General features: G+C 57.3%; 12 protein-coding genes and 1 pseudogene. 6 read left to right on the forward strand and 7 right to left on the reverse strand.

The features are described 5' to 3' along the window. Positions 1-3: 3 nt before the first annotated feature. The 6 genes and pseudogenes from NA78x_RS16845 (at position 4) to NA78x_RS16870 (ending at position 3,656) form a co-directional block, all read left to right on the forward strand. Positions 4-237, forward strand: coding sequence for a hypothetical protein (locus NA78x_RS16845; protein WP_425613534.1), 234 nt, complete (start codon positions 4-6; stop codon positions 235-237). 185 nt (positions 238-422) lie between these two features. Continuing rightward, complete coding sequence (locus tag NA78x_RS16850) at positions 423-614, forward strand: hypothetical protein (protein ID WP_425613535.1); 192 nt, start codon at positions 423-425, stop codon at positions 612-614. Positions 615-843: 229 nt separating this feature from the next. Further along, entirely contained in the window at positions 844-2,157 is a 1,314-nt protein-coding gene (locus NA78x_RS16855) for a hypothetical protein (RefSeq protein WP_425613536.1), read from the forward strand. Positions 2,158-2,292: 135 nt separating this feature from the next. Further along, entirely contained in the window at positions 2,293-2,808 is a 516-nt protein-coding gene (locus NA78x_RS16860; protein ID WP_425613537.1) for a hypothetical protein, read from the forward strand. 3 nt (positions 2,809-2,811) lie between these two features. Beyond that, positions 2,812-2,964, forward strand: a pseudogene (locus NA78x_RS16865) (hypothetical protein); the annotation flags it as partial. After that, positions 2,931-3,656, forward strand: coding sequence for a RecB family exonuclease (locus tag NA78x_RS16870; RefSeq protein WP_425613538.1), 726 nt, complete (start codon positions 2,931-2,933; stop codon positions 3,654-3,656). The pseudogene NA78x_RS16865 and the gene NA78x_RS16870, both read left to right, overlap by 34 nt. Positions 3,657-3,989: 333 nt before the next feature. Here NA78x_RS16870 and NA78x_RS16875 read toward each other — a convergent pair whose 3' ends face one another. The 7 genes from NA78x_RS16875 to NA78x_RS16905 all read right to left on the reverse strand — a co-directional run bounded on the left by NA78x_RS16875 (position 3,990) and on the right by NA78x_RS16905 (position 17,084). Further along, on the reverse strand, positions 3,990-4,604 hold the full coding sequence (locus NA78x_RS16875) for a YybH family protein (RefSeq protein WP_425613539.1): 615 nt from the start codon (positions 4,602-4,604) through the stop codon (positions 3,990-3,992). A 33-nt stretch (positions 4,605-4,637) separates the two neighbouring features. Further along, on the reverse strand, positions 4,638-5,648 hold the full coding sequence (locus NA78x_RS16880) for a Rieske 2Fe-2S domain-containing protein (protein ID WP_425613540.1): 1,011 nt from the start codon (positions 5,646-5,648) through the stop codon (positions 4,638-4,640). Continuing rightward, positions 5,645-6,787 carry a GNAT family N-acetyltransferase gene (locus NA78x_RS16885; RefSeq protein WP_425613541.1) on the reverse strand — a complete coding sequence of 381 codons (1,143 nt, stop codon included), beginning with the start codon at positions 6,785-6,787 and terminating at the stop codon, positions 5,645-5,647. Before NA78x_RS16885 ends, NA78x_RS16880 begins: the two co-directional genes overlap by 4 nt. Continuing rightward, the gene (locus tag NA78x_RS16890) at positions 6,787-7,944 is read right to left on the reverse strand and encodes an ATP-grasp domain-containing protein (protein WP_425613542.1); all 1,158 of its coding nucleotides are present in this window, start codon (positions 7,942-7,944) and stop codon (positions 6,787-6,789) included. The genes NA78x_RS16885 and NA78x_RS16890 overlap by 1 nt, the downstream gene beginning before the upstream one ends. Beyond that, on the reverse strand, positions 7,944-9,854 hold the full coding sequence (locus NA78x_RS16895) for an NAD-dependent epimerase/dehydratase family protein (protein WP_425613543.1): 1,911 nt from the start codon (positions 9,852-9,854) through the stop codon (positions 7,944-7,946). Before NA78x_RS16895 ends, NA78x_RS16890 begins: the two co-directional genes overlap by 1 nt. Further along, positions 9,848-10,804, reverse strand: a complete 957-nt coding sequence (locus NA78x_RS16900) for a 3-oxoacyl-ACP synthase III family protein (RefSeq protein ID WP_425613544.1) — start codon at positions 10,802-10,804, stop codon at positions 9,848-9,850. The genes NA78x_RS16895 and NA78x_RS16900 overlap by 7 nt, the downstream gene beginning before the upstream one ends. Positions 10,805-12,164: 1,360 nt before the next feature. After that, complete coding sequence (locus tag NA78x_RS16905; protein WP_425613545.1) at positions 12,165-17,084, reverse strand: cohesin domain-containing protein; 4,920 nt, start codon at positions 17,082-17,084, stop codon at positions 12,165-12,167. Positions 17,085-17,484 lie beyond the last annotated feature (400 nt).

The raw sequence follows: 17,484 nt of genomic DNA on the forward strand, positions 1-17,484 counted from the left end.
ACGATGCACCTGCATATCTCACCAGCTGGCCAGATTCGCTGCATCTACAGCGAAGAGATCCCACTTCAAGAGCTGGGCACCGTATCGATCCAGCGGGCGTCTCATGTTGAGCCAGATGCTGCTGGAAACTGGCTGGCAGACCTTTCGCCAGTCGCTGGACCCGTACTCGGTCCCTTTGGCCTTCGCAGCGAAGCACTGGCTGCTGAAGTCGTATGGCTAGAGCAGCATCTGACCTAGCTGCGTGATGCCCAGGCAACATTTGTTGCTTTAACCCGCTTCTTAACCAGCCAACATTTGTTGGTTTGTCCTCGTCCACGGCCGTTTCGCCCTTCATCGGGCGTTGCGGCTTTTTTTGTTTCTTGCCCCTGTTTGTTCGTTGTTCTTTCTTCAAGTCCTCATTGTTTAACAAGGAAAGTTGTCCCATGACTCAAGCAGAATTGAACCAAGCCGTTGCCGATGCCACCGGTGAATCTGTAGGCACCATTCGTCGCCGTGGCTTCAGCGTCGCCACGTCGCTCAGCGTGTTCCAGCCCGATGACGCGGACGACTATGCGTTGCCGAGCGTGGTTGATTGGGACGCCCTGGAACGACAGCAACGTCGTAACGCGGCGTAGCTGGCGTGTACTGGTTATTCATGGGCGGTGGCTTCTGGCTGCCGCCCGGTTGTCTTTCGCCTCATTCCCTTTGGAGTTCGATACCTTGATCCAAATTACCCGCCTGCTTGCAAAGCAGCTCCTTACCGTGATGAAGAAGGCACTCAACCGGAGCAAGCCAACGCCTGTCCTAACCGTTCGGAGCGGCGACGAGGGCCTGTTTATAGAAGCTCGGGCACCGAATCACGCCGTGCGTTTCCACGATCCGCGTTCGCAAGATCGTGATCTGATGCTCATCCCGCTCAACTTGCTCGAAGACGTGCAAGGTCCAAAGTCAGTGCCTGTGTTCCTGACCAGGCCCCGACAAGGCGTGCTCGCTGCCAGTTGGGACGACAAGGGCGTGTGCCGTGAAATGGAATACGACGAACTGGAGCCTGTACCCGATGCTCCCGCGTTTCCTGAATTGCCTGCACAGTTTGCTGACAACTCGCCTGAGCTGCTCACTGCACTTCGCAATGCTTACGAGACAACTGATGTCGGCAGTGTTCGATATGCCCTCAACTGCATTCAGCTCCGGCCAGACGGCGTGATTGCCGCTACTGATGGCCGACAGCTTCTACGTCAGTCGGGTTTTACGTTCGGCTTCGAGGCAGAGGTGCTGCTCCAGCAAACGAAGCTATTCAGTTGCAAAGAGCTGCCCAGTGACCAGCCTGTACGGGTCGGTCAGTTACAGGACGACAAAGGCGTCACGAATGTCGTATTTCAGGTTGGCCCCTGGACCTACTGGCTCGGCGTACAGAAGGAAGGTCGGTTTCCCAATGTTGAACAGATCATCCCCCCTACGCACTACGCCAAGTGCACGCTGCAATTGTCACCCACTGATGCTCAGTTCCTGACCGACAACATGCACCGGCTGCCGAACGGTGACACGCATCGAGAGCTGACGCTGGATCTCAACGGCCATGTAATTCTACGGGCAGCCTCGGCAAGCAGTCCCCGACCGGCAGAAATGATTCTGCGGAACTCCAACAAGCAGGGCGACGACGTCCGCATCTGTACAGATCGCAAGTTCCTGGCTCGTGCTGCAGAGATGGGATTCACCGATTTCCATTTGCCCAACGATGCATCGCCGGCGTTGGCGACAGACGCCACACGCACCTACCTCTGGATGCTGCTCGATCCGAAGGAAGCGATCAAACCCAACGACGATTGTCTTCGCATCGAGTCTCCGTTTGCCACGCGTACAAACTCACCGCCCCCAACCACACGAAAGGTTCCCCACGTGAATCGGATTGCCTCAACACCAACTATCCCCGCAACTTCGCCAGCAACTGCTCCGGTCACATCTGTCCCAGCCGAGCAAGTGATCCGCCGCCGCAAGCGAACCAGTAGCAACAGCAAGGCTCCGGGGTCGCTGGAGCAGGCGATCGCCCTTCGCGACCAACTACGTGCTGCTCTGAACAGCAGCAAGGAGTTGATCCGCACGATCAAAGCCGAGAAGCGGGGCCAGAGGTCGCTCAAGCTGGCCTTGGCTTCGCTCAAAGAGCTGCAAGCCGTCGCTTAGGCACCGATATTCCCGGCGTCTGGAACTTGGTGTGGCTCTGAACTTGGACATTTTGTCTGGGTTCGGTAACCGCATCAAACTTTAGACATCTGGAGTTTTCAACCTCACCACATCTGACCACTGAAGGAGCAATTCATGCCGCTCAAAATAAATGTCGGCCTCAGTAAGAAAGTCGGGCTGCCTGACTACGGCAGTCTCGGGGCATCCTGCCACGTCGAGTACGAAGCCGATGCGTCGTTGCTCAACACCGACCTCGAAGCGTTCCATCGCCAAGTCAAGAACGCGTATGTCGCTTGCAAACAGGCTGTTCAAGATGAACTGCATCGCCATCAGTCAGTAGGAGCGGCTGCCCAACCGCTTCCAGCGAATGGCAAGCCTGCCCACGGTCAGCGTCGGAGCAACGGTGCCGAACACGGGCATTCAAATGGAAGCAGCAACAGCAGCAGCCCACGTCGCAGCAACGGCCGTAAAGCTACTGCGAGCCAACTCAAGGCACTGGATGCAATCAGCAACCGGCTGCAGCTCGATCTAGAGCGCTGGCTCATGGAGAAGCATGGCCTGCGGATGGCATCTGAACTAACTGTCGCCGAAGCCAGTGCCGCCATTGATGATTTGAATGCAACCCCCAGCAACAGCGGAAGGCACAGCTAACTCATGACCGCACTTCTCTTTGAAACGGCACAAACCCGGGCACCGCCCCTGCACGCCACGCAATCCAGTCCGCCGCCACCCAGAGACTACATCTCGTACTCGGCGATCAAAGCGTACCAACAGTGTCCGCTGCGATACTTCTTTCGCTACATCGCTGGCATCCCCGAAACGACCATCTCAGCGACGTTCGTCTTTGCGGTGCAGTTCACAAGGCCATCGAGCTGCACTTTCAGCGTTTGCTCGAACGTAGTGAGTCACCTTCGCACGAAGAACTGTTTGCCGCATACAGAGACAGTTGGTCCGACCATTCACTGCCTATCCGGTTTGCCAAGGACGAACAGGTAAACTCGTTCGACGATCTAGCAACCAGAATGCTGATAGCGTTTTCACAGAGCGATTTAGCTCAGCCAAACGGCAGAATTCTAGGCATCGAAGAATCGCTGCGAGGGGAGATCATTCCTGGGCTGCCGGAAGTGCTGGGCCGCGTTGATCTGATCTGGGAAACGAAGAACGAGCTTGTCGTGACGGATTGGAAGACATCGAGAGCAAAGTACAGTCAGGATCAGGTGGAAGACTCTGCTGCCCAGCTATTGCTCTACGGCGAACTGGCCAAAGACTTCGCACCAGGCAAACAGATCAGGCTGCAGTTCGGTGTGTTGACCAAGACCAGGGAAGTGAGCATCGACACACACAGTTTCCCCTTCGATCGGTTGCAACTCGACCGAACCAAGCGTGTCATGGAGCGGATCTGGCACGCCATCGAGTCAGAGCATTTCTACCCCGCCCCATCAATGATGAACTGCCCTGGATGCCCCTATCGCGATCCGTGTCGCAAATGGCCGTATTAGCACCCTGTTCTCCACGTCCCGGTCACCGATTTGGTGGCCGGGACAGCGACGCTTCTTTTTAGATATCCTGACCGGGATGGCGACACTCCCCCACGAGCTTTCTCTGTTCTCGTCCGAAATCTGGTTAGCAGCTTCGTCGGTCCGTTCTATGCTGACCGAGAGCGCGAGCAATACGCCTTCGGCGTGTCGGACGTGTGTCGGACCGAAGCATTTGAATCTGGATGGCTTAATTCCGTTAATGCATGACATCGTTGGCATTCATCGCAGCGATTGAGTACCCGGTGGACCGTTATCGTGAGCGATTCCGGTATAGGAGCACTCCGCCGCAAAAACCTACCAGCAGGGCACTACTCCAGCCCCAGCGGCGGCCCAAGTGGCAGTACGCGAGATTGCCGAATTCACGGGGTTATCGAACAGGTTGGTCGAAACGTGCAGATTGGCGATCAACCATTTGCCGTTCTTGTCGACCAGCGTCACACTCCAGCGCGTCTTCAGGTCGAACTCATTGCCATCGCTCAGTTTGTAGTGGTCGAGCGAACTTCCCGTCGCGATCGCCGTGTCGCCGTTGTGCAAGACCGACAGTTCGTCAACGGTCGGCGCGATCGTCATGCTCTGGATGCCGCGATTGGGACCAACCAGCATGCGATCAAGATATTCGCGCACACCTTGCTTGTTGCGGATGGATTTCAGTTCCTTACCATCCTGCGCTGTCAACACAACATTTTCGTCGAGCAACGCCACGAGAGCATCGAAATCTTGCTTGCCAAATGCGGCGAGAAACTCTTCGCGTACGGCTCGCAGTTGATCGTGAATTGCTTCCGTCCGAGCGCGATCCGTCGCGACCTTTTCTGGCTCTCTTGCAGGTTCGTTCTGTGCTCCACTCGCCAGCGAAGCCGTCAGGGCGATCAGCACTACAACAGTCCGCGTTAACGTGGTCACCATCGGCATCTGCAACTCCTTGTATGATTGCCAGCATTCGACCTACAGCTCAAAGCATACGGTCTCGGGACCAGCGGCTTGCGCGGGGAACTCACCGTCTCGCAGCCACGCATCGATCCATGGTCTTAGCAGGTCGGCCTGCCAAAAAGTATATGACTGCTTTCCGAACCGCACGATGTTCCGACTTTGGCTGGTGAGTATTTCGCTGTCTTGCTTTAGCACTCGGCTGAAGACAAATCTGGCGACTGCCAGTCGCAGCCAGGAGGGAAGTCGCCCCTTTGGCAAGTAGACCTTCACGAACACATTGGTCTTGCCCGCGTCCGCCGGAGTGAAATAGGAAACGACGAGCAATTCCGTTCTCGTCGATGATCGATACTCGAGCTCGGCAGTAAATGGGGGAATAAACCTGCCGAAGCTCACCTCACGTTCCGCCTCGAAGAGGCGCGAGATCAAACCATGTTGCCGCTTCTCTCCGCGGTACTCTGCTTCGACCAGATCATCCGATCTGCGCACTACGGCTGTGATTGATTGCTTCGCCCTGGCGCTGCGAACGAGGCCAGCATGCACGAAGGGAGTGTGCGTCGCGTCGAGCAGGTTTTCGATGGCGTCTGGCAGCTTTGATTCAAGCGCTGCCGTCATGTTGAAGCTCTCGTAACCTGCTTTTTCTGCCAGCGTCGAACGATACATCCTTCGGGCTGTATTCACCGCAGGTGCGGCGATCCAGATCCACCCGTCGAACTCGTGAGCTCGCCAACATCGGAGAGTAACGTCTGGTGGAGCCGCACAAATTCCGGGCGCTGCCACGCATCGCCCTTCTTCTCCAAAACGCCAGCCATGGTATGGGCAGGTGAGTTCACCACGCTCGACCACGCCGAGTGACAAGGGCGCGTTGCGATGCGGACAGCCATCTTCGGCGACGACGACGCCCGCCGACGAACGAAAGACAACCAGCGGAGTGCCCAGCACGTTCACCGACAAGGGCTTTCTGCCGAGCTGCGCTGCTTCGCAGCAGACAAGCCAATGCTGGCCAAGGCGGTCGGCCAATGTGGTCATAGTTGGTACTTTCGCAGGATCGGAACTCCCACCTTCTGCATCAGGGCGGCTAGCGACCTCCACGCCCAATGGCTGGTTGTGGAAAGATGCCGGCAAAACACGGCCGTGTATTCGATGCACGGCTCGCCGCCGCGCAAGCGTTTGAAGTGCGCCGCTCCGCTGCTTAAATTCAATTTCACTTTTCGCCGAACCGCTTCGTGGAGAACGATTGACATCAAACTGCGATAGAGCCCCAAGTTTTGCGGCAAGGATGTATCGTACCCGACCAGCGGAACGGTCATCACGCCGTTGCGCTCGAATGCTCCAGCGACGCCGACCAACTCTCCCGCTGAATCGCGCAGTCCCCACATCGTGAGCAGATGACGCGCACGGAACTCGTCGATGAGCGCTACCGTGAACTGAGGGTTCTGCGGAGAGTACTTATCGACGTACAGCCAGCGATACAACTGTTCGATCTGCGGCGCATCACTTGCCTGCAACTCGTCGTGACTGACGATTTGCAGTCCGGAGTTGAGCAGCCGCTTGCGATCCCAAACATTGTTGCGTTTCCGAAGAAAGCTTCCATCGTCGCCGTCAAAGAAATAGACCTGCCGGCTGGGAACGAGTAGGTAGCCGTCGGCCACGAGTCTTTGCAGCAGGACGGGATTGGTGACCTCATTCAATGATCGCCAGGTGATCGCGTGACTTGGAAAGCGTTCTGCGAGCATCTGCGTCAGATCGGAAATATGTCCGCAGTCGAACGGCGGATAAAGATTCGTCGACAGCAACCAGTTGTTGACGCAAACAATCCGATTAATCTGCGCGGCTCGCAGCAGGGGTGCGAGCGAAAAGGTCAGGCAGCGCACGAGGCCCCGCACGAGGACGTTGTCAACTTTCTTCACCTCGGTCTGCGGATAAATCACACAAGCGCCGTACGGAGAACAGACGTAGGAATTGTCGTACTCCAGTTCGTTGATCGTGACCGGCAACAAAGCATCGTCAATGCGCAACACGGCCCAACGAGTTTCCAAGTTGCGAACCAATGTGTTGGCGGGGCGAGACGTCAGCAGCTCAATCCAGTCCGCATCGTGGCTGCTGCCCGGCAATTTCTCCGGGGCGACCTGCGAAAACTCGTCAATCAACGTGACGGCGCCGGCCATCAGAGGGGTTCCCCATTCCATTCGATGTCAAAGGTGGCAGCCCTCGTGAGCGGCTTCCTGCGGCAAAGCGCGGTCGCCATCACCTCCAGCAGCGAGATCGGGGAAAGAAGACTCGGGCCGAGATCATTTCTAGCAAACATCACGTCCCTGGCTTCTCGCATGTCCTTGACCAGCGCTCGCAATTTTCCCCTGGCGATAGCTTGGGGGAGTGAGAAGAGAAGTACGATGGCCGCGAGCATCGAGGGCGGAGGCGATTGAGGCTCCAATAGTGACCCGATGGGATGAAGGAACGCTTCAGCGAGTGGTAGTGATCGCAACAAGTGCAGTCCGCTGGTTGCCCGCGGATTGCATTCCAGTACGTAGAGCTTGCCGTCCTCGGCCTGCATCAAGTCGAAGCCGAGCTGTCCCGTGAATTGCTGACTCGCAACAAACTCTTGGACAAACGAGCGGATGCGTTCATCATCGACCGCCATGAAGTAGATCCCGGAACCAATCCCCACCTGGTACTTGGAATAGTAACAAGCATGCGCGCGCAAGACGCCGTTGTGGGCCACGCTGTAGGTTGAAAACTCCCGGCCGCGAATCCGCCGCTGGATGACCCAGGGATCGGCAGCGCTCGGTCGCAGTGCCGAAACGATTTCCGGCTGCGGCCCCACGAGCGTTCGCGCGGCAAACCGCGAATAGACCGGCTTGAAGACCCAGTCCACCAAGTCCTGCCGAGTAATCCAAGGTTCTAAATCGGCCGGACTTGCTGCGAGATGTGTTTCGGGTGGTTGAATCGCGGAAGAACTGCTCTTCACCAAACTGGCGAACGTCCACTTGTTATGAAGTGCCTCGAGCCGCGACAGCGGTTCGGAAAAAACGGTCACGACGGACGGGAAGAGGTGCAATTTCGCAGCGATGTAAAAAATCTCTTCGCACGTCGGAATGACCAGGTCGACTTTTTGACTGTCTGCGATGCTGGCCAAGTCCTCAACAAACTTGGTGGGCTCTAGAGCCGGTTTAGCGACCACGAACGTGCGTTTTGCAAACCGACTGAACCGAGCCAGCGGCAGGCGGACGCTGTCCGCCAGAAAGACTTCATGCCCGGCCTGATGGAAATGCCGGACCAGATCCAGTGTTACAGGTGCCCGAGCTCCCGTAAGGAGAATACGCATTAATCGGCGCTCCCAGGCATGTGCGCATTCACGATGCTGTCGAACGAATAACGATCGGCGATTTCTGGGCAGTGGGTCGGGACGATTTCGATGGCAGGATGCTGCTGGGACAATTCATGCAGTTGATTCAGCGACGCCCGCATGTCAGCGACGGAATCGACGAAGCTGAAGGTCTTCCAGTGTGGCAAGGCATTCGCTCGCAGCGAGCCGAGGGTCCAAGTGGCATCGGCCGCCAGCAGCATGCGCTTTGTGGGGCCGTGCTGCACGATGGCTCCGATGTGCCCGCGCGCGTGTCCGGGAAGTTGGATGAGTCTGACACTTCCATCGCCAAACAAATCGTGAGTGTGTGTGAATGGCCCAAACCCTGGATCATGAAAATATTCGATCGTATGCAGTCGCTTTGCGAAATCATCGGGAAGCAACGACGGCAAAAAGCCTCTTCGCAAAGCGGCGAAACTACGTCGACCAGCGACATCGCTCCAAGCGGCCTGCGACGACATAAAGTCGCTGCTGGGAAAATCACGTAGCCCGGCCACATGATCGGCGTGATAGTGCGAAAGGATGATTCCGCGGATGTCGCGGGAGTCGATCCCCAGCTCCTGCAGCTGTGCTCGAATCGTGAGCGAGTCACTGCAAACGACAGGGCTCAGCCGGCCGTAGATGCTGTAAGGAAATCGCGCGGTCGCCGTACGGAATCGCGGTGCGTATCCCGTGTCGAACAGAAAGTGTCCGAACTGTGGATGCGTAATCAGCGCGCAGGTGGCGTGAAAGGGGATGATGTTTTTTCCCTTGCCACGCTCCGCCAGGTAGTGCGGCTGAGGTGTGTAGCCGGTCGTAAATAGCTTCAAATCAACCGAACAAATGCTCGCGGACTCATCTCGGGCGGTCAACGATTCCAGTGTTCGCTGTCGCCCCTCCTCCATCGACACGATCGCGCGATAGCCCAGCACCTTCTGTGCGGCGGTGGGGGAAAATGTCTGGCTCTTCGCGAGCAGCCCCACGCTGTAGGTGGTTAGCACAGGTTCGCCACGACGCCGGCGAACACGATGCCACAACGTCGCCACATTGGCGATCGTCAGGGCCATTTTGTAGGAGACTTTGCGGCGCGTGGCCGGCATTTTCAAGTGTTGAAAAATGTGTTGGAGAGTCGGCCAAAGCTGAACCGGCGACTCGTTGGTAACCGTGCAAACATCGCCAGGCTCACCCCGCACAATCGCGAGACAGAGGGCGTAAGCGAGATTGTCGATATAAGTCAGATCGACCAAATTCTTGCCATCGCCGATCTGTGGCAACCGCCCCTTGCTTGCCGCCAACAGTAAACGTGGCAGCAGACTGTTGTCTCCCGGGCCGAAGACCGCGCGGGCTCGGATGGTAACGGCGTTCACCCCAGCCGCGACCGCGCGGCGAATTACTTCCTCGGCGTCTGCCTTGCTTCTTGCATACTCGTTGGCAAAACGCTTCGGCAGAGTGGCGTCTTCTTCCATCAGTAGCTTGTCAATGAAATCAAAATGAATCGCCGTGGACGAAACATGCACCAAGCGAGTGCCAGGCCGCTGTCGGCATGCATCGGCGACGATCTGCGTGCCTTTGACGTTGATCGCTTCGAACGCTTTGGCATCCCCCCAAATCGCCGCCAGGGCAGCCGCGTGAATCACGACATCATGATCCTGGCACAGCCGTTCGATGGCAGGTTGATCGCACAGATCCGACGCAACAAAAGTAGCCTTCGGATGGCGGGCGCGTCCCAGGCGATAGAAGTTGCGTCCAGTCACTGTCACTTGTTGACCGGCTTCGGCGAGGACAGTGGCCACGCGCGAACCCACAAAACCCGTGCCGCCAGTGATCAAAATGCGCAGCTGGCGATCGCGCAGTAACTCGCAAACCGCTTCGACGACTCTAGGATCTACCATCGGAGCAATGCGGCTCCGATCGAAACGCCGGCGGCGGTTCCGACCAATAGCACCACATCACCGCGCTCGATTCGGCCAGCCTCAGTGGCGACGGCCAGCGCCATTGGGATGGAAGCGGCAGCACAATTTCCGTAGTCCGCGATGATGTTCACAATGCGATTGGTTGTAAAACCAAACTGCTCCAGCAATCGCAATCCCGGTCCTGATGCCTGGTGCGGAACGATTGCTTTCACTTCGTCGATACTCGAACCGGCACTCTCGAGAAATGTTGTGAGAAAGCTCTTTAACCGCGGACGAACGAAGCGATACAAGCGCGGGCCTGACATATGAAAGCAGAATAGGTCGTCGTACGAAGTTTCGAGCCGTGGCCGCGGATGATTCCCCGCTCGAACGGCACAAAGGTCGAGTCCATCGGACCAGGTTTCCAGCTGCGAGTAGATCAAATCGCTGCCCGAGTCGTCGCATAGCTCGACAACGGCCGCAGCGCCGCCGTCTCCTAAGAGCGCTGCCGCCTCGGCTTCCTCGAAGCTTCTGCCTCGCGTGGCAAGCTCGCCCGTGCAAATAAGAATTCGCCGATAGGTTCCCGCTTGCAGCAATCCATTGGCAACTTGCAGGGCAACAATAAACGACAAACACGTCTGATTGACGGTGAAGCAGGGAACGCGTACGAGGCCCAATTCACGCTGCACGAACGCAGCCGTGTCGGGCACGATTTGTTGTGCGAGGGCGCCAGCATACAAAATCAAGTCCGGGGCACCTGTCGAAGCCAATGCTTTGCGGGCGGCTTCGGCTGCAAGTTGCGAAGGCGAAACATCGTCGGCTGCAATGCGGCGACACGCCACGCCGGTGCTTTCCCTGATCCACTCAGCACTGCGGCCAATGAGCGGGGCCAAGTCATCCGCAGTCTGTATGCAGGGAGGCGCGGCCATTGCGACGGAAACAATGCGCATTCCCAATGGACGAATCCTCCGTCGGCCTAGCGTTGATCAAGATTGCATTTCTCACCTAGGATTCTACCCAGGCAAATGATCGAAAGCATCGTGATGATGCCTGCGGAATGCGCATTGTCTGCTCAGAGCCGCCGACCTACGCTGCAAAGATTACCTCATTTGCTAGAAGCTTAAACTCTCATTCGGCACGAGTTGTTTTCGCTTTCTTCCTGTGAGTAGCCAACTTCGGTCACATCGGCCGAAAAATAACGGCCTCGTTCGGCTCGGGGTACTGGTCGGGACGCAGATACTAACCGAGAGCGCGGAAAACGCCGCGATCCGATCCGCGAAGTCAAAACTGACCACATCGGCCACCGTAATGGATCGATCGACGAACAATTCCATGGCAACCTCCTCGGGTGACGACAACTCTGCGAACTGATGGGATGCATGTCGGAGACTAATCTGTCCTCAGTCTCGATCGAGGATAGTGAGTTGCGCCGCAGTGCCGACGAACACTCCCAATTCTGACTCTATGACGCCGTGACACCGTTTTTCGCGGCTCGCTGCTGACAAGCCAATCCAGACTCCATCGCAAACGCAATACGCGCCGCACTAGAGCGTTACTTCGTCCAAAACACCCAGACACTGCCACCCAAGGCCTGCGGGCGATTCCGGCCCTCCCAGGAGGCTAGGTAACCTGGCATACCAGGCTGAGCTACAGAACCACTACCCTTTCTGTAGCTGTAGGGTTACAGAACCACTGCCCTTTCTGTAGCTCTCGGACTACAGAACTACTACTCCTTCTGTAGCTCTCGGTCAGACCGAGCTACAGAAGCACTACCCTTTCTGTACCTCTCGGACAAATGTTGACGGCCCTTTCTCCACGCGTTCGCGTAGCAAATTCCAGGGCACGCTGGCATGGCATCAAAAAGCACACAACAGAGAAGTGATGGCTGTTAACTAGGGGGTCGCGAGTTCGAGTCCCGACCAGGGAGCTTCTATTTCGGCCCTAACTTGGGCCGAACCAACGGTTAACGCGAAATGCCGGCCAGAGAGTTCTGCCGGCTTTTCTCGTTTACGCGTTGTTCTTCAAGGAGTTACGGCGAAGTCCGGACTCTCTGCGGCGAGCATGCGGCGCTCTCTTTTTTAATCCGGCGACCGTTTTCGTCGTCACTCTCCTGCGAACTCTCTCCGCTCTCTGTTTTCGCCCGAAAAGCGGTTAACAGCCTCGTTCAGTCCGGGGTACTGGTCGGGACGCATTTACTAACCGAGAGCGCGGGGGCTCACTTCGAAGTGTCGGACCGAAGCACTGCGTACCAATAAGTGAATCAGACTTGGGCTGGTGGATCATCTCGCGTTAGCATATTGCTGCCGAAGTCTAGGTCGGCGCTATCATTTCGTCGTCGAATTGGCGAGACCGCTGCTCATTCAGCAGTTCGAGCAATGCGAGGTCGCGAACTATACTCGAGTGATCGGACAATTTCAGAACTTGTTTATTGTTGGGAGCAGCCCGTCGGTCATATTCCGGCTCGGATGCTTCACCCGCGCTGAGGATAACCGGCGGCGGATCGCTCACGGTGGGGTGGACGTAGACGTAATCAGTGCCTCCGCCTCCATTAATGTAGACCTGCGTCGGCGTTGAGTAGTCACCAATAATAATGTTGTTCACTCGCACTCGAACTTGCGAATTCAGGGGTGCAACGTAAATCCGATCGTTGGCGCTCGTGCCGGTGACATGCAGGTAGTTTCCTTGTCGCACGGCAGCAGGAACTTCGGGCACAGGCGACTGCGGCCCAGGTAGAACTTGGAGCAAGCCATCGACGTCGAGATCGTTGTCCTGATCGGTGGGGGCAGGAGAGAAACCGGCGAGTCCTTGATTGAGCTGCGACTCGCGCACGGGAGATTTCGACAAATTCGCCAAGTTGAGCGCAATCTGGCCAACTGCCGCCGTCGGCTTGATGCTCGCATTTAAGTAAACCAAGTCACCATTGATGTCACCTAGCAGCGGCGCGGTCCCCACAAGTGAAATGAGAACTCGGCCGGCCAGGGAACTGATTTGCGTGGCAACGGACCAATTGCTCGCCGCGGCACCGAAGATATTGCCAAGCGTGACACTCGAAACATCCAGCACTTCTGCATCGAAATAAATCGATAGATCAGCCGACAGAAAACGCGTCGACACTGAGTTTGGATTGCTGTTGATCCGAACGGGGATCGCAAGATCGGCGCCAGCCATGGCTTGCAGACCTGTCGGCAGCCTGACGTGCATGCCACTTGAGGGCTCTGTGTCTGGAGGGTTGAGCAGCACCACATCATTGCCGTCGCCGCCCCTATAGGTGAGTCGCTTTTGCAATCCATTGACGTTGATCAGCGCGCCCTCCGGTAGCGATTTAAAGGTGCCCACGATCGGGTCCGTGCCGTCATTGTTGACGATGACGAATTGGTCGCTGACGGCGGGTGCCAGACCCGTGATGATCAGCTCCAGGCCGGTCAGCTGAATGACCCCCTCAATATTTAGTTGCTGATACTGCTGGTCGGCGATCGGTCCGCGCAGATCGACGACGAACTGATTCGTGGAGCTAAAGTTCACCGTTCCCGTGCCCGAAATGATGTCCAGCCCGCTGCTATTGGGCACGACCTGCGTGCCAGGCCGAAGCAAAATCGGGCCCCCAGCCGAATTCAGCGAACCGCCAGCGAATCGAATGGCTCCGGACGACTGAAGTTTCAGTTCGGTGCTGACTGCCAGGCGAATCGAGTTCGTAATCGAGATCTCGCCGCTGCTGGCGTCGCCGATATAAAGCTTGGCGGCAGAAAGTTGGTCGAGTTCAGCATCGGAGATCCCCAACGTCGTCGCTGTATCGACGCCGCCCAAGTCGATGGGTCGTCCAGCAGTGCGCGGAGAGATTTCGATCGTGCCTGTGGTCGTCGCCGATAGGCCCCGCAAGTCAAGTTGATCGGCGGTTATCACCAAGTTGCCCGAGTCGACCTGGAGTGTGATTGAGCGCGCAGCATCGGTGAGCAAACGCTTGGCTGAAAGCGCCGCGAAGGACCGAGCGTGGAGAGGAACACCTGCCGCAGCGATGATTTCTTCACCCGCAAACAATTGAATGTCGTTACCATATAGTTCGCCGCCGAGCAATTCGATGGTTTCCGCATGCGCGCGCACGCCTGCGCTCGTGATGAGGGTTTGGTAACGAATGCGTTTCCACTGCAGCAAAGAATTTCCGACATTGACCGTCAACCAACCTCCTGCATTTGGCTTATCGATCAGAATCGTGTCGTTCGGAGTGCCAGGCAACAGAGTCAAGTTGCTATTCGACACCGAGGTCGGCGTGAAAACGTTTTCTCCGCTCAAGATTTGATTGGTAAGAACTCCCGAGACAAAACTCGTCGCATTGGTTGACGATGACGGCAAGTTGATGACGTTCGTCGTCGCCGAGCTGAGTAGCTGATCGATCCCCGTGAATGTGACGAGGCCGAACGCAGTGCCCAACGTACCGGCGTTGCGGCCAGTGTAGTTGATGGTGGTCGTCCCCTGCAGGTACAAGAGGAGGTGGTCGCTGTCAGCGCCGCCGTTGAGATAAAGTCCTCCCGCGGGAATCATGTCTAGGCTCGAATAGAGCGTCACATCGTCCTTTCCACTGCCGAGATCAAGAGTAATCGAACCGGCGATGGCACTGAGCGGGATGCGTAATTTTGTACTGTTTTCCAAGAGCAGGCTGGCTGGCGTTGTGGACGGGGCGGAAATGAATTGCTGGATAGGATCTTCGATTTCCAAATAGTCGACATTGCCGATCTTGATTCCACTCAAAGTCAGATTGTTGCGATTTCCACCCGCTGCCACATCGGCAATCACCAGATTGCCCGCGGTCAGCGTGACGGCCAGTGATGGCGTTGGCACCCGAAAGCCGGAGTCGAAATCTCCAATGCGGACGACGCTTTCGCCGATGAAGGGAGCGAAGAACCGCCGGCGGACGATGTCGAGAACGATGTCTTGCAGATTTCCGTCAGCCCGCGTGCCCAGCAAAAAATTCGCCGACTGCACCAACGGTTGTCCGGTCAGGGGTGAGTCGCCCCGACCCCAAACCGCAATCCCCGCCTGTCCCCAAGAACCGACGTCAGCCTGCCACGACGAGAATACGAAGTTGCCGTTGGGAAGCGGAACGATCGGCTGTCCGCTGTAGCTGCCATAGCCCAAGCTGTCGCCACCATGCAGGCCGACAAGGCTGTTAATTGTGCTCAGTAGCCCAGTCACGCCGCTGGCACCATTGCCCCACGTCAATGCTGAGTAGTTGTAATCAGCGCCGGACGAAACGAGGTAGTTGCCGTTCGTGAGCGCGGTCACATACATACCCACGTATTCACCGGCAGCGTTACCGTAGAGACTATTGGCGGTCGAAACGGGGCCCGATATTCCCATGTTGCCGTTGCCCCAGATTGCGGCCCCGGCATCCATCGCACTGCCGTTGTCCCAGCCCGCAGCTCCCACGACGTAATTGCCGCCGGCAAGCGCGATCAGTTGCACCGGCACGCGCGAGTAATTCGGCGACAAGTCCTCTGTCAGGCTGCCATGCAAACTGTTAGTCGTGCTCACAACAGCAGCCGATGCCACAGTACCATTGCGCCACGTCACAGCGCCTGCGCGCGGTACGCTGCCAAAGGCCCATTCCTGCGAATAAACCAAATAGTTGCCATTCGTCAGCGGAACGATCGACGTTCCGATGCGATCCTCGGCCGTGCTGCCAATCAGGCTATTTGCGGCCGTGACAACTCCCGCCGATCCAGTGGCCCCGTTTCCCCAAGTCACCGCTCCAACGTCGGTCGCCGTGGCACTATCCCATTGCCCGCTGGCCACGACATAGTTGCCGTTGACCAGCGGCGTCACTCCGCCGCTGCCAATCTGGTCATTGCTACTGTTACCGACGAGGCTATTGGAAACTGCAACGGTGCCCGTTATCGCCGCCGCAGCATTGGCCCAGGTCACCGCCCCGGCATTGGTGGCTGCGGAGCGATCCCACAGCGGGCTCCTAATCACATAGTTGCCGTTGGGCAGTTCTTTGACTCCACCGCTTCCCACTTGATCGCCGACAGTGGAACCTGTCAGGCTGTTCGCCGCACTCACGGCTCCCTTGATCCCACTGGTGCTGCTGGAACTCCAAGTGACTGCTCCGACATCGGTCACCGTGCCCGCATCCCAGGCTGGGCTCAGCACAACGAAATTGCCGTTCTCCAGCGCGACGACGCCGCCGCTCCCCACGGCATCGTTCACCTGCGTGCCGACCAGGCTATTCGACACACCGATGTTGCCGCTGATGCCCGCGTTCCCGTTGCCCCAAGTCACTGCGCCCGCGGCGGCAACACCAGCCACTTGCGCAGCCGGTGAAGCCACGACATAGTTGCCGTTTTCCAGCACAGTCACAGTGCCGGTGCCGCCAGTTTGCGTGAGCAAGCTGTTGCTGACGCTCACCTGGCCAACCATACCGGTCGAGCCACTGCCCCAGGTAACCGAGCGATTGGTTGCCACCACATAGTTGCTGTCGCCCACTTCCACGATGTGCCGGTTGTTCGCCGCATCCGCGCGCGACGGCAAACCTACCAGGCTGTTATTCGCTGTCACCGTTCCCTGCAGTCCCGTAGCGCCGTTGATCCAGGTCGCCGAGGTGTAGCCGTTAACAACCAGGTTTCCATTCGCGAGGATGGTGAGATCACTCAAGAAGCCGCTGGATCCGGCGCCAACCAAGCTGTTGTCAGCGCTAACCGCGCCGGTTGTTCCCGTTTGCCCGTCGCCGACCGTTAGCGCGCCGCCACCGCTCCAATAGGGACTCATGACGACATAGTTGCCGTTGGGCAACGTCGTCACCTGTGGCTGGTAGTTCGACGTCCCGACATAGTCGCCAGCTTTCGAGCCAACCAGACTATTGGTCGCATCGACCACGCCGCTCACGCCGGTCTCGCCGTTCCCAAAGGTGACCGCGCCCAGAGGTTGGCCGTTACCGATCCTGCCGTACCAGGGCGAAACGATGATGAAATTGCTGTCGCCGACCGGCAGCACGCCTCCCGACCCAATATTCCAAAAATCGCGGCCTCGGATCGTGCTGATGATCTCGCCGGACTCGCCGTCGAACAGATAGACGGCTCCGCCACTTTGGCCGCCACTATTGTCGCCACGGGCCGTGATGACAACGTTGCCGTTGGCCAGCGGCAAGATGTGCTCGCCAAAAAAATTGTACTGCCATGGGTTGGGATCGTTGAACGCCACAGCGGCCAGCAAATCGCGTGACTCAAGCGATTCAAACACTAAACGCCTGCGCGGGCCGACGGCCTGATCTGATACGCCATGTTTCCGCCGATCCACTTGTTCAGATTCCGCTTGCCGCGTACGGCAGCGTTCTTTTAAGGGCTTCCAATTCGACAACATGAATCAAAAGACTTCTTGTAACGGTTTCAGGGGAATTTCCGAGAATGCTCATCATAGTCAAAAATCTTGGCAATTGAGGGAAGCAGAAGTCTGCAGAGCGTGGATGTTGTTTTTCCTCTACTTTCACGATCAATTGATGCCTACTTCGGGGCATCTTCCATCGAAGCGCTGGTACTTAGCAGAACATCCGCCGAAGCGGGGCGTCCAATTTGGTGATGTGATTTCTGCCTAGCCTGCTTCGGACACATCGACCGAATTGCATTCGACGTGTCGCACCGAG

Origin of the sequence: Anatilimnocola aquadivae, assembly GCF_049819085.1 — a bacterium.
GTDB lineage: Bacteria > Planctomycetota > Planctomycetia > Pirellulales > Pirellulaceae > Anatilimnocola.

Excerpts from the sequence above, each read along its gene's own strand:
- NA78x_RS16880 (WP_425613540.1), bottom strand. The coding sequence starts at position 5,648 with ATGACCACATTGGCCGACCGCCTTGGCCAGCATTGGCTTGTCTGCTGC.
- NA78x_RS16860 (WP_425613537.1), top strand. The coding sequence starts at position 2,293 with ATGCCGCTCAAAATAAATGTCGGCCTCAGTAAGAAAGTCGGGCTGCCT.
- NA78x_RS16900 (WP_425613544.1), bottom strand. The coding sequence starts at position 10,804 with ATGCGCATTGTTTCCGTCGCAATGGCCGCGCCTCCCTGCATACAGACT.
- NA78x_RS16845 (WP_425613534.1), top strand. The coding sequence starts at position 4 with ATGCACCTGCATATCTCACCAGCTGGCCAGATTCGCTGCATCTACAGC.
- NA78x_RS16885 (WP_425613541.1), bottom strand. The coding sequence starts at position 6,787 with ATGGCCGGCGCCGTCACGTTGATTGACGAGTTTTCGCAGGTCGCCCCG.
- NA78x_RS16850 (WP_425613535.1), top strand. The coding sequence starts at position 423 with ATGACTCAAGCAGAATTGAACCAAGCCGTTGCCGATGCCACCGGTGAA.
- NA78x_RS16875 (WP_425613539.1), bottom strand. The coding sequence starts at position 4,604 with ATGCCGATGGTGACCACGTTAACGCGGACTGTTGTAGTGCTGATCGCC.
- NA78x_RS16890 (WP_425613542.1), bottom strand. The coding sequence starts at position 7,944 with ATGCGTATTCTCCTTACGGGAGCTCGGGCACCTGTAACACTGGATCTG.
- NA78x_RS16895 (WP_425613543.1), bottom strand. The coding sequence starts at position 9,854 with ATGGTAGATCCTAGAGTCGTCGAAGCGGTTTGCGAGTTACTGCGCGAT.